At 56.9% G+C, this 12389-nt stretch carries 14 protein-coding genes; 10 read left to right on the forward strand and 4 right to left on the reverse strand.

Annotated elements, in window-relative coordinates; translation table 11 throughout:
- Positions 1–7: 7 nt before the first annotated feature.
- Together BLV48_RS07150 and BLV48_RS07155 are read right to left on the reverse strand one after the other, a co-directional pair.
- Positions 8–658 (reverse strand): ChrR family anti-sigma-E factor, encoded by a 651-nt coding sequence (locus BLV48_RS07150; protein ID WP_091825217.1) that lies wholly within the window; start codon positions 656–658, stop codon positions 8–10.
- Entirely contained in the window at positions 655–1284 is a 630-nt protein-coding gene (locus tag BLV48_RS07155) for a sigma-70 family RNA polymerase sigma factor (protein WP_091825220.1), read from the reverse strand. Before BLV48_RS07155 ends, BLV48_RS07150 begins: the two co-directional genes overlap by 4 nt.
- Before the next feature lie 126 nt (positions 1285–1410).
- Between BLV48_RS07155 and BLV48_RS07160 the strand changes: the two genes are divergently transcribed.
- From BLV48_RS07160 to BLV48_RS07180, 5 genes are all read left to right on the forward strand, one after another.
- A complete protein-coding gene (locus BLV48_RS07160; RefSeq protein ID WP_254774987.1) occupies positions 1411–2811 on the forward strand; it encodes an NAD(P)/FAD-dependent oxidoreductase in 1401 nt (466 codons plus the stop codon).
- Positions 2808–3593 (forward strand): DUF1365 domain-containing protein, encoded by a 786-nt coding sequence (locus tag BLV48_RS07165; RefSeq protein WP_091825223.1) that lies wholly within the window; start codon positions 2808–2810, stop codon positions 3591–3593. Before BLV48_RS07160 ends, BLV48_RS07165 begins: the two co-directional genes overlap by 4 nt.
- Complete coding sequence (locus tag BLV48_RS07170; protein ID WP_091825226.1) at positions 3593–4840, forward strand: SAM-dependent methyltransferase; 1248 nt, start codon at positions 3593–3595, stop codon at positions 4838–4840. Before BLV48_RS07165 ends, BLV48_RS07170 begins: the two co-directional genes overlap by 1 nt.
- A gap of 1 nt (position 4841) precedes the next feature.
- Entirely contained in the window at positions 4842–6146 is a 1305-nt protein-coding gene (locus tag BLV48_RS07175; RefSeq protein WP_091825228.1) for an MFS transporter, read from the forward strand.
- A 67-nt stretch (positions 6147–6213) separates the two neighbouring features.
- Positions 6214–6771 (forward strand): DUF3833 domain-containing protein, encoded by a 558-nt coding sequence (locus BLV48_RS07180; RefSeq protein WP_091825231.1) that lies wholly within the window; start codon positions 6214–6216, stop codon positions 6769–6771.
- Positions 6772–6788: 17 nt separating this feature from the next.
- Here the strand turns inward: BLV48_RS07180 and pyrC are convergent, their stop codons facing one another.
- Complete coding sequence (pyrC, locus tag BLV48_RS07185) at positions 6789–7826, reverse strand: dihydroorotase (RefSeq protein WP_091825233.1); 1038 nt, start codon at positions 7824–7826, stop codon at positions 6789–6791.
- Between the two features lie 132 nt (positions 7827–7958).
- Between pyrC and BLV48_RS07190 the strand changes: the two genes are divergently transcribed.
- Positions 7959–8213 carry an FAD assembly factor SdhE gene (locus BLV48_RS07190; protein ID WP_091825235.1) on the forward strand — a complete coding sequence of 85 codons (255 nt, stop codon included), beginning with the start codon at positions 7959–7961 and terminating at the stop codon, positions 8211–8213.
- Entirely contained in the window at positions 8191–8658 is a 468-nt protein-coding gene (locus BLV48_RS07195) for a hypothetical protein (protein WP_091825238.1), read from the forward strand. Before BLV48_RS07190 ends, BLV48_RS07195 begins: the two co-directional genes overlap by 23 nt.
- Here the strand turns inward: BLV48_RS07195 and nadB are convergent.
- Positions 8612–10249 carry an L-aspartate oxidase gene (gene nadB / locus BLV48_RS07200; RefSeq protein ID WP_091825240.1) on the reverse strand — a complete coding sequence of 546 codons (1638 nt, stop codon included), beginning with the start codon at positions 10247–10249 and terminating at the stop codon, positions 8612–8614. The two genes, BLV48_RS07195 and nadB, sit on opposite strands and share 47 nt — an antisense overlap.
- 233 nt (positions 10250–10482) lie before the next feature.
- Between nadB and rpoE the strand changes: the two genes are divergently transcribed.
- The 3 genes from rpoE to BLV48_RS07215 are packed head-to-tail and all read left to right on the forward strand — an operon-like array spanning position 10483 to position 12389.
- Positions 10483–11073: an RNA polymerase sigma factor RpoE gene (gene rpoE, locus BLV48_RS07205; protein ID WP_091825243.1), complete on the forward strand. Its 591-nt coding sequence runs from the start codon at positions 10483–10485 to the stop codon at positions 11071–11073.
- Between the two features lie 42 nt (positions 11074–11115).
- Positions 11116–11952 carry a MucB/RseB C-terminal domain-containing protein gene (locus BLV48_RS07210; RefSeq protein WP_091825246.1) on the forward strand — a complete coding sequence of 279 codons (837 nt, stop codon included), beginning with the start codon at positions 11116–11118 and terminating at the stop codon, positions 11950–11952.
- 2 nt (positions 11953–11954) lie between these two features.
- Positions 11955–12389 (forward strand): SoxR reducing system RseC family protein, encoded by a 435-nt coding sequence (locus BLV48_RS07215; protein ID WP_091825249.1) that lies wholly within the window; start codon positions 11955–11957, stop codon positions 12387–12389.

Consider the following 12389-nt stretch of genomic DNA (forward strand, 5'->3'; position numbering starts at 1 on the left):
AGTTTGTTTACAGACCGATAAAGGGCTGTACCAGCCGCCCAACCAGTCCGCTGAACTTGAGCGGGGCATCGGTGGCGATCAGGCAGATACACTCTTCATCGGTATCGACCAGTGGCTGGTGGCTCACTTCACCATCAAGGTCGGCCACATCACCCTGACAGAAACGCCCCAGCTCATCATTATAGGAGCCTTTCAGGATCAGCGTCAGTTCATTGCCGCCGTGAGTGTGGTGCGGTACCGAAATCCCTGGTGAAATACGCAGCAGGCGTGCGGCACCGGGACCATCCAGGTGCAGGTCCAGCTGCTTGACACCGTATCCGATCCGTTTCCAGGGCAACTCATCCAGCGGCTTGTCGAGCAGCTGTGCCAAAGGTGCCGGCAGCTCCGGGTTGGCGTAGGCTTCCGGCACCGAAGTGCAGAGTTCGTGTTCGGGTTCATCAAGCCGTGCCAGCAGCTGCTCAAAGGCATCAGTTTGTAGGTGGCTTGGTGGCAGTTGTTCCAGCAGTGCTCCGCCAACCGCATCGGTGGCGTGCATCCGTTCACGACAGTGCGGGCACCAGTGCAGATGACAGGCAACCAGAAGTGCCATGCCCTGTGGCAAGGTACCAGCGGAGTACGCCATCAGGGTTGCGTCGTCAAAATGATGGCTGATTTTCACTCTTCTTCCCCCCAGTGGGCCTTGAGCTTACTGAATGCGAGTCTCAATCGTGACTTTACACTGCCCAGCGGTATACCCAGCTGGTCAGCGATCTCGGAATGGCTCTTGCCCTCGTAATAGGATAAATGCAGCACCTGAGCCTGATTTTCGGGCAGCGTCTCGATTGCAGCCCGCATGCGATCTTCCAGTACCCCGTGCTCGTTCATATCACGCTCATCAGGATCCGGTTCTTCTTCAGGCAGCTCGTACAATGGCATTTTGTCGCGCCGCATCCGGTCGATGCTTTGGTTTCGCGCCAGGGTGAATATCCAGGTACTGGCACTGGCCTTGGCTCGATTGAACAGGTGCGCCTTGCGCCAGACCAGCAGCATTGCTTCCTGGGTGATCTCTTCAGCACTGGCTTCAGGCATCCCCAAACGCAAGATGTAGGATTTGACCCGAGGGGCGAAGTGAGAGAACAAGCGAGCAAATTCAGACTTGTCTCGACTTTCGGCCAGTGCGGTCAGACAGGCACTCCAGTCGTCACGCACTTGCTTTCTCCTCTCCTCTGAGTCGCGCGCTCCGAGAGCGGTAGAATCAACAGCGGCAGCGTTCACATCGCCTCCTTCAGGCTGATCTATCTGCATTTGCTCTCCATACGCGTGATTGAGTGTGGGTAGATCAGGCTGATGCTGATATTTCTGTCGTTGATACAGTATTGGCCTCACAATGTCGATGATCCAGCCATATCAGGGACGCGTAAGAGGCAGCAGATGCATATTTTTGAAAAGGCCCCACGCATGAACGTTAAAGTGATCAGACCGTTGAAGATTGCCGTCATTGGCTCAGGGATCTCCGGGCTGTCCGCGGCTTGGCTGCTCAACCGGCAGCATGATGTCACTCTGTTCGAGAAAGATGATCGCCCCGGTGGTCATTCCAATACCGTCACTGTCGCGACTGAGGAAGGGGACCTGGCGGTCGATACTGGCTTTATCGTATATAACCCAGTCAACTACCCCAACCTGGTCGAGTTTTTTCGTACTCTCGGTGTACCCAGCATGAAAACTGACATGTCATTTGGCGTGTCAATCAACTCGGGTGCGCTGGAGTACAGTGGCTGCGGGCTGGCAGGGGTGTTCGCACAGAAACGCAATCTGTTGCGTCCCGGTTACTGGAAAATGCTGGCCGATCTCATGCGTTTCTATCGCGAAGCTTCGGACTTGATTGATGATCCGGAGGTGCAGCCACAGACTCTTGGCGAAATGTTGAACAGCCGCGGCTACGGTCGAGCCTTTATTTATCAACACCTGATTCCCATGGGCGCGGCGATCTGGTCTACCCCTGCCGATCAGATGCTGGACTACCCTGCGGTTACCTTTCTTCGTTTCTGTCAGAATCACGGTCTGGTACAGCTCAAGGATCGACCCCAGTGGCGTACGGTAGCCGGGGGAAGTCGCGAGTATGTACAGCGGGTCTGTGATGAACTCAAGGGTGGAGTGCGCCTGAATAGCCGCATTCACCGCATTCATCGCCGTGGAGGTCAGGCGGTGGTCGAATTCATGCATGGCGAGAGTGAATCCTTTGATCATGTAGTCCTCGCCTGCCATGCCGATCAGGCACTGGCGCTGCTGGCTGATCCCAGCCCGGATGAGAAACGCCTGTTGAGTTGCTTTCCCTACCAGCGCAACCGTGCACTGCTGCATACCGATGCCGCGCTGATGCCCCGGCGCGAGGCCGCCTGGGCCAGCTGGAACTATCTTACCGACAGTCACAGCCCTGACAGTTTGCCAAGGGCAATATCGGTCACCTACTGGATGAATCGCCTGCAGCACCTGCCGCAACAGCATCCAGTGTTCGTGACCCTGAATCCGGTTGAGGAGCCTGCTGAAGGGAAGATTTTGCGCAGTTTTCTGTATGACCATCCTGTGTTCAATTTGGATTCGATTGCAGCTCAGAAGGAGTTGTGGTCACTGCAGGGCAAGCAGAACACCTGGTTTTGCGGTGCCTACTTTGGTTATGGCTTTCATGAGGATGGGTTGCAGTCCGGTTTGGCTGTAGCTGAGCAGCTCGGTGGCACAAAACGCCCCTGGACGCTGGATGATCCCAACAGCCGCATTCATGTGCAGGCGCCCGAAAAGCCACGCGTTGTCTGGTTGCATGGAGCCGTGGCATGACACAGTCCTGCCTCTACGCCGGCCAGGTGATGCACCACCGGATGAAGCCGAAGAAGCATCGCTTCATCTACCGTGTTACCTCAATGTTGATCGATCTGGATGAACTGGATCAGCTTGGCCGCACACTCAAGTGGTTTTCCCGTAACCGTTTCAACCTGTTCTCATTCCATGATCGTGATCACGGTGATGGCAGTGATCAACCGCTGGTTGAGCAGGTCAGGTCCATTCTGAGTGCAAGTGGCATCAATATCGGTCAAGGCTCGATTCGTCTGCTGTGCTACCCGCGACTGCTGGGCTATGTGTTCAATCCCTTGAGCGTGTTCTACTGCCATGACGAGTCCGGCCAGTTGCGTGCGATCCTGTACGAGGTGAGCAACACGTTCAATCAGAAACACAATTACCTGATCCCGGTAGACCATGCGGCGTCGGATCAGATTCGTCAGTCCTGTGACAAGGATTTCTACGTGTCTCCGTTCATCAGTATGGCAACCCGCTACCACTTTCGCATGCAGCCGCCCGGCAGCCGGATTGCGGTATGCATACGTCAAACCGACAGCGAGAGTGCCGTACTGCACGCGACCTTCACCGGGCAGCGCCGCGAACTGAGTGATCAGGCTCTGCTGAGAACCTTTTTCAGCCACCCGTTGATGACGCTTAAGGTGATTGCCGGCATTCACTGGGAGGCGCTGCTGATCTGGCGAAAGAAGGTTCCTTTGCAGCCGCGCCCGACACCGCCGGCACATCGCACCACACTGGTCAGTCAGACAGGGGAACACCACTGATGAAACATTCACCTACACCCAGTCTCAGTACACAGGATTCCCTCTCTCGTACCGGCTGGTTGAATCGCTGGTGCCTGCAGACCCTGCTGGATCATCTGCCTCGGATCGAGTTCGGCACTCTGGATCTACAGTTGCCGTCGGGTCAGCTGCTGCAGTTTGGTCAGGCCCGAGAAGGTGAGCCGCGTGCAGAAATCCGCCTGCATCATTACCGTGCCCTGCGACGCCTACTGCGTGGTGGCGCTATAGGCTGGGCCGAGGGGTACATGGAGGGTGACTGGGACAGCCCGGATCTTGAGTCGCTGCTGCGCTGGGCGCTGGGTAATGAAAGTGCGATGCAGAACCTGATTCGAGGCAATCCGTTGCTGCGCATGTTCAACCGCCTGCGTCATCTGCGCCGTGCCAATACCCGCAAGGGCAGTCGACGCAATATTGCCTATCACTATGACCTGGGCAACGACTTCTATCGGCTTTGGCTGGATCGCAGCATGACCTATTCCGCAGCCCTGTATGAAGATGTGGATGCGCAGGGGCAGGAAGCACTGTACCGGGCACAGCTTGCAAAATATCGGCGCATCGCCGAGATGCTAGAGCTGCAGCCCGGACAGCGGGTGCTTGAGATCGGTTGCGGCTGGGGTGGTTTTGCCGAATTGGCGGCGCAAGAATACGGAGTCGAAGTGCACGGGATTACCCTGTCCACCGAGCAGCTGATCTATGCCCGTGAGCGGATCGAGAAGGCCGGGCTGAATGAGCAGTGCCGCTTTACCCTGACCGATTATCGCGATGTGGATGAAACCTACGATCATATTGTCTCGATCGAAATGTTCGAGGCGGTGGGTGAAGAGCACTGGCCGGTCTACTTCAACCAGCTCAAGCGTTGCCTCAGACCCGGTGGTCGGGCAGTACTGCAGATCATCAGTATTGAAGATCAGCGCTTTGAGCGCTATCGCAACAGTGCCGAGTTTATTCAAACCTATATCTTCCCAGGAGGCATGTTGCCCGGCCCTGGACGGTTGCGAGCCGAGATTGCCGCCGGGGGGCTGCAGCTGCAGCATGAACATACCTTTGCGCTGGGCTACGCTCGTACCCTGCGGGAGTGGCACCACAGCTTTATTGAACAGTGGCCCAGGGTTCAGGCGCAGGGGTTTGATGAGCGCTTCCGGCGCATGTGGGTCTATTATCTGGCCTACTGCGAGGCAGGCTTTCGCCACGGCAGTATTGATGTAGGCCTCTATCAGCTGAGCCACTGATATGAAAGCCGCCAGGCTTGGCTCTCAACAGCTGTTTACCTATGCGTTGCCTGCACTGCCGCTGGCGGTTCCAACGGTTGGTCTATATGTTCTTTTGCCAACCTGGTATGTGGAGCAGGGCGGTCTGGCGCTTTGGCTGGTCGGGCTCATTCTGATGCTGGCCCGGGTCAGCGATCTGATCACTGACCCGCTGATCGGCTATTGGCTGGATCGAGGTAGGCCGGTGCGCTATCGACAGTTCATACTGGCTGGAGCGGTTCTGTGTCTGCCGGGGCTGGCGCTGCTTGTGCTGCCGCCTGCAGGCCATGCAGCGCTTTCTCTGCTGCTGGGATCAACACTGCTCTATCTGGGCTGGACTCTGGTGCAGGTGCCTTACTTGAGCTGGCTGGCGGCTCTTAGCCCCGAATCGTATCAGCGGGCTCGCGCTGCCAGCCTGCGTGAGGGCTTTGGTTTGATCGGTCTGTTGCTGTCGGCGGTTCTGCCGGCGGCCGGTTTAATGCTTGCGCTCAGCACACAACAAGTCCTTTGGTTGATTGCCGGCTTTACGCTCTTGCCCGGTGCTTGGGCGCTGTGGCGTCTTTTGCATTGTCTAGAGTTGCCGGCGCAGGAGATGTCGAACTGCTCCGGTGCCGACTGGAAAAGCCTCTGGCGCAACCGTCCCGCTCGAATACTTCTGCAAAGCTGGTTCTGGAACGGTATTGCCAACGGGGTGCCGGCGGTTCTGTTTCCGCTCTATGTTACGCGCACTCTGGCGGGCAGTGAGGCTGACCGAGGCTTGCTGATTCTGGTGTATTTCGGTGCAGCGGTGCTGTCGTTGCCACTGTGGCTGGGTCTCAGTCGCTTGTTCGACAAGGCCGACCTGTGGCGCGGTGCCATGCTGTTTGCCATCTGTGCCTTCCTGCCTGCAAGCTGGCTGGGTGCCGGCGATCTGTACTGGTTCATGCTGGTTTGTGTCCTGACAGGACTGGCGCTGGGAGCCGATTTGGCGCTGCCCCATGCGCTACAGGCCGAGGTCTGTGACTGGGACCGTTTCCGGTATCGGCGTCAGCGCAGAGGGCTGCTGTTTGCGTGCTGGAACGGCGCCAACAAACTGGCATTGGCACTGGCCGCCCTGATCGGGTTTGGTCTGCTCAATCTGGCTGATGGATTTGTACCCGAACACTCGGATGTGCTGTTGGCGATTTTGTATGCCGGCATTCCCTGTGTGATGAAATTGATAGCTATCTGGCGATTGCGACACTACCCGCTGAGAACACGACTGCATGCCCGACTGATGCAGCGCATTCAGCTGTCATTGCCGAAATGATCTGTACATCATTACTGCACGTAATCCAGTACATGTCGTATCGGTGTGCGACACAAAGGAGACCGCCATGCGGATATTCGCTTTTCTGCTCGTGTTGACCACTGTTTTGATAACCGGATGTTCACCCATGAATACTGACCGATTAAGCCAGCAGGGACCTACCCTCAAGATCGAAGAGTTCTTCGATGGCAAGGTGTACGCTTGGGGCATTTTTGAAGACCGTTTTGGCAACCTGAGACGCCAGTTTCAGGTAGAGATTGATGGTGACTGGAATGGGCAGCGGCTGGTGCTGGACGAGAAGTTTCTGTACAGCGATGGTGAGCGCGACACCCGAGTCTGGACCATTGTGCCCAAAGGCGAGGGTGAGTACGAAGGCCGTGCAGGGGATATTATCGGGACGGCTCAGGGCTACAGTGAGGGTAATCGCCTCAACTGGCGCTATCGCATGGAGCTGAAAGTGGGTGATGGCAGCTGGAAGGTCAGTTTCGATGACTGGATGTATCTGCAGCCCGGCAACGTGCTCGTTAACCGGGCCGGTGTGAACAAGTGGGGCGTTCAGCTCGGAGTGGTTACCCTGTTTTTCATGCGCTCCGAGCAACTGAAGGAAGCACCTTTCGCCCTCTGAGTGTTCGGGTTTGAAACTTAACGTTCCAGTTTCCAGCGCAGGGTTTCGCCGGCGCGCAGTGGCACGATGGTCTCCTGGCCGAACGGCATCTCGGCGGGGGCCTGCCATGGCTGTTTCACAAGCGTGATGCTGTCAGTGTTGCGTGGCAAACCGTAGAAGTCTGCCCCGTAGTGGCTGGCAAACCCTTCGAGCTTGTCGAGTACGCCCAGGTCTTCGAATATTTCGGCATAGAGCTCAATGGCTGCATAGGCGCTGTAGCAGCCGGCGCAGCCGCAGGCGTTTTCCTTGGCGCCCCTGGCGTGAGGTGCCGAGTCGGTACCGAGGAAAAACTTGTGGCTGCCGCTGACAACCGCGTCCTGAAGGGCCTGTTGGTGCACGTTGCGCTTAAGGATCGGCAGACAAAACAGGTGAGGGCGGATACCGCCTACCAGCATATGGTTGCGGTTATAGGCCAAGTGTTGAACGGTAATGGTCGCACCCACGTTATCGCCGTGGGCGTTCACAAATTCTGCAGCGTCACGGGTGGTGATATGTTCAACCACCAGTTTCATGGCCGGATGGCGACCTGCCAAAGGTGTCAGGATCTCGTCCAGAAACTGCTTTTCACGGTCGAAGATATCCACATGGTTGTGGGTGACTTCGCCATGTACCAGCAATGGCATGCTGGCTTCGGCCAGCGCAGCGCAGATATCGTCCAGCTTGCCCAGATCAGTCACGCCTGAATCCGAGTTGGTTGTGGCACCGGCAGGGTAGAGCTTGACTGCGGCAACTCGTCCGCTGGCCTTGGCCTCGGCAATCATTTCCGGGCTTGTGTTGTCAGTCAGATACAGGGTCATCAAGGGATTGAAGCCGCTGCCCTCGGGGGCCTGAGCCAGAATGCGTTCACGGTATGCCAGTGCCTGCGCAGCATTGGTTACCGGTGGACGCAGATTGGGCATTACAATGGCACGTCCCATCTGATGAGCGGTGGCGGGCACAACATGCTGCAGCACCTCACCATCACGCAGATGCAGGTGCCAGTCATCGGGACGGGTAATTGTCAGGCGTTCAGTCATGGGGTTATCCGGTGGCTGGTGAAAAAGCGTCAGTATACCGGAATGAGTACCTGTTTCGCACCGCAAGTGGAGCTGCAGCGCGTTTCGAGGTTTAATAGCGGCATGTTACATACCGACAGGGTTGGTGGATCAATGTTTACAGAAGATGATGTACGCCGGTTGACCTGGCAATGCCGCCGGGGAATGCTGGAGTTGGATGTGCTGTTTGTACCATTCATGCAGGAGGCGTTCAGAGATCTGGCGTTTGAAGATCAGCAGCGTTTTGTCAAGCTGCTGGATTGCGAGGACCAGGATCTGTTTGTCTGGTTCATGCAGCGAGAGGAGCCTCAGGATGAGGACTTGAAACGTATCATAAGGATCATGCTTGAACGGGTTCAGCCGGCTTGAATTACAGCTGAAGCAGGGTATCAGGCTGCGCGTGCTCTGTCTGGTCCTGTTAGGTGCAGCAGAGTCGGCGGTATGGCTGATGTTGCCGGATTTGGGCCTGCGGCTTCTGTCCATGCTGATACTGTTGGTTGTCATGCCACTGTTGTGTTGGCCATTGCTGTATCCGCATGCGGTCGATGCGGTAGATCAGCTTATCTGGGAGCCAGATCTGGGTTCCATGCAGCTTTTGACTCTATCGGGTGGCTGGTGCCAGGTGGAACGGCTTTACTTCAGCTGCTCTGTGCCGGGGCTGATTCAGGTGCTCAAGTTGCAACGTGTGGATCGGGCGCGGCCAACCTGGCTGATCATTACACCGGAGCAGGTCAGCCGCACGGATGTGCGGCGTCTGCATGTCGTGCTCAGATGGGCGCCTCCACTCGGGTCGCATCAGGCCACTGAAAGTTAGCCGGAGCGAGTACAGTGTCACTGCGCTCTGCTGCGGGTGCAGGGTAGTCCAGTGTATAGTGCAGACCTCGACTCTCCTTGCGGCTGATGGCGCTGCGGATGATCAGCTCGGCAACAGTGGCCAGGTTGCGCAGTTCAATCAGATCCGAGCTGACTCGGTAGTTGCTGTAGTACTCGCTGATCTCCTGCAGCAGCAGCTCGATTCGGTGCTGTGCCCTTGCCAAGCGTTTGTTTGTTCGTACGATGCCTACGTAGTCCCACATGAAACGGCGCAGCTCATCCCAGTTGTGAGAGATGATGACATCCTCATCCGAATCGGTGACCAGTGACTCATCCCAACCCGGAATCTCGGGGCGCTCCGCCTGGGCTGTTGTTGTATCCTGTGAAATTGCGCGTGCAGCCGCTCGACCAGAGACTATGCATTCCAGCAGTGAGTTGGATGCCAGTCGGTTGGCACCGTGCAGGCCCGTGAAAGCGGTTTCGCCGATGGCGTAGAGTCCTGCCAGATCGGTCTTGCCATCTGCTCCCGTGACGATACCGCCGCAGGTATAGTGGGCCGCCGGCACCACCGGAATCGGATCACGGGTGATATCGATCCCCAGTTCCAGGCAACGTTGGTGGATGGTGGGGAAGTGTTCGCGAATGAAGTCGGCTGGCCGGTGGCTGATATCCAGATAAACACAATCGCAGCCAAGGCGCTTCATTTCGTGGTCGATGGCGCGGGCCACAATGTCGCGGGGTGCCAGTTCGGCACGCTCATCAAAATGGTGCATGAAACGAGAACCGTCCGGCAGCAGCAGTTTGCCGCCTTCGCCACGCACCGCTTCGCTGATCAGAAACGACTTGGCCTGGGGGTGATACAGGCAGGTGGGGTGAAACTGGTTGAACTCCATATTGGCGATGCGGCAGCCTGCACGCCAGGCCATGGCGATGCCATCGCCGGTAGAGCCGTCACTGTTGCTGGTATAGAGATAGGCCTTGGCGGCTCCGCCGGTTGCCAGTACCACCTGTGGCGCCCGAAAGGCGCGGATATGTCCGCTGCGGATATCCAGTACATAGGCTCCGATACAGCGGTTGTGCGGCAGCTTCAGTTTGCGCCGCGTAATCAGATCAATCGCAACGTGGCGGTCCAGCAGGGTGATGTTGGTCGCCTTCTGCGCCCGTGCCAGTAAGGTTTCATGGACGGCGCGACCGGTGGCGTCGGTGGCGTGGATAATGCGACGATGGGAGTGCCCCCCTTCCTTGGTGAGATGGTAGTGGTCGCCCTCGCGGGTGAAAGGCACCCCCTGATCGATCAGCCAGCGGATGCTTTCCGGGCCTTCTTCCACCATCCGAGCAACTGCATCTGGGCGGCTAAGATCGGCACCGGCGGTCAACGTATCGCGAATGTGCTCTTCAAGGCTGTCGCCCTCTTCCAGCACAGCGGCGATGCCGCCCTGGGCCAGCCAGGTAGAGCCGCTCTCGAAACTGCCCTTGCTGAGCAGGGCAATCTTCAGGTGCTCCGGCAACTGCAGTGCTAGCGTCAGGCCTGCAGCACCACTGCCGATGATCAATACATCGAAGTCCCGAGGGGGGCTCTGTGTTGTACTCATATTCAGATTCCGTACCTGTAGGGCAAACTATTATGCGGTCTTGTACAGACAAGTGTAAGGTTGCCGCAAATTTAAATTGTGTTGGAACTTCATCCCCGATTCAGGTTCATACCAGTTGCGAGCCTGCTCAAGACATGAGGTTGCAATGCATCAGGTCATCCATACATACTTTATTGAATCATGATCTCCTCGCATCTGCAGGAAAAACAGTCACAGTGACTTAAGGATACCGAGTGTCTAACGAGAGTCAGGCAGCCGCTGACCAGTTGCTGGTCAAGCGGGTTCAGGCTGGTGACAAACGTGCTTTCGACCTGCTGGTCAAACAGTACCAGCACAAGATCATCGGACTGATCGGACGTTATGTATACGATCAGCACGAGGCACTGGATGTTGCCCAGGAAGCTTTTATAAAGGCTTATAGAGCGTTGCCCGGTTTTCGTGGCGACAGCGCGTTTTATACATGGTTGTACCGTATTGCGATCAACACGGCCAAGAATCACTTGGTTGCCCGCAATCGACGACCACCGGACGTGGATGTGGATGTAGACGACGCACAATATCTAGGGGCGGAAAATGAGTTGCGTGATCTGGAGACTCCGGAAAATGCACTTTACCGCGACGAGATGGAGCGTGTCGTCAAGCAGACGCTTGATCGTCTGCCGGAAGATTTGCGTGTGGCGCTGACGCTGCGCGAATTTGAAGGCATGAGTTATGAAGATATTGCCAACGTCATGGATTGTCCTGTTGGCACGGTTCGGTCAAGGATTTTCAGGGCACGCGAGGCGATCGACAAGGAGATCGCACCGCTGCTCAATAACAACTGAGAGATCATATGACTGCCGTTTGCAGCCATTCGGGGTAAGTCTATGCGAGAAGCGAATGAATCCATATCGGCACTCCTGGATGGAGAGGTCAGTGACTTCGAGTTGCGTCGTACACTGGAGCAGGTGGGGCAGGACCCGCAGCTGGGCCAGCAGTGGCATCGTTACCAGGTTGTGCGATCTGCGCTGAAGCGTGAAACAGTTGCAGCCATTGATGTCGATCTCAGTGATCGGGTCATGGCTGCGCTTGAGCGAGAACCGGTGTATCACCCCAGTGTGGACCAGCCGGACGAGCGCCAAGCGGGACAGCGAGCATTCAAACCTGTTTCTCGCTGGTGGCGCTCTGTATCCAGCATGGCAGTAGCCGCGTCCGTTACTGCTGTGGTGATTCTGGGGGCCGGCTCGCTTAATGAAGCCGGTGATGCGACACGACCGACCTATACACTGCCCGGGGCAACTGCCAGTGCCGACTTGATGCGAACTCAGCTTGGTACTCGCTCGGCCTCACCTTCAATCCGCTATGATTCAGCGGATGTGATTCGTTTGTCGGACGGGCTCAAGCGTTATATCGATCAGCATCAACACCTGCTCAGCACTCAGAAGGTGCCACAGTGGACCACGCGCTGGTTGCCGGAAGGGTACTCCATTGTGCGGCACGAACTTCTGCCTCATGGCGAAGTAATGGTATTTGCGAATGCGCGTGATGCCTTTTCGGTCAGTGTTGAAGAGATCGGCCACCAAAGCATGCCCGAAGGGGTGGCTCAGGCTGATGGTTACATTGCGGTTGGCAAGCGGCGCGGTGAGCATTTCGTCACTGTAGTTGGAGATGTGCCGCTGATGATAGCGGATCGCATTGCCAGTGCGGTTCAACCTGAGCGCTGAGCATGATTGAAGAAGTGGCTACCGTCACCTGGAGCGGCCAAGGGCTGGCACGGGTCGAAGCGGCCCGCAACAGTGCCTGCGCTCAGTGCAGCAGTCGCTCCAACTGCAGTCAGGGTGTGCTGTCTCAGTGGTCTCGAGGACGTACCGTTGAGATAGAGGTACTCAATCCTGCCAATCTGGCCCTCTCGCCCGGACAGCAAGTGCTGATCGGGTTGGAGGAAGGGGGGCTTATGCGCGCCTCCCTGTTGCTTTACCTTGTGCCTCTGCTGATGCTGGTTGCTGGTGCTCTGGTCGCCAGTGTGCTGGGTGCCAGTGAGACGGTACAGATTCTGGCGGCGGTCTTCATGCTGCTGGTCGGGTTTGTGGCAGTACGTTTTCTCACACGTAAAACGGCTGAACTCAGTCGCTATCAGCCGGTCCTATTGAAAACCCTGTAA

This window comes from Marinobacterium iners DSM 11526, assembly GCF_900107855.1.
In the GTDB taxonomy this organism is placed as follows: domain Bacteria; phylum Pseudomonadota; class Gammaproteobacteria; order Pseudomonadales; family Balneatricaceae; genus Marinobacterium; species Marinobacterium iners.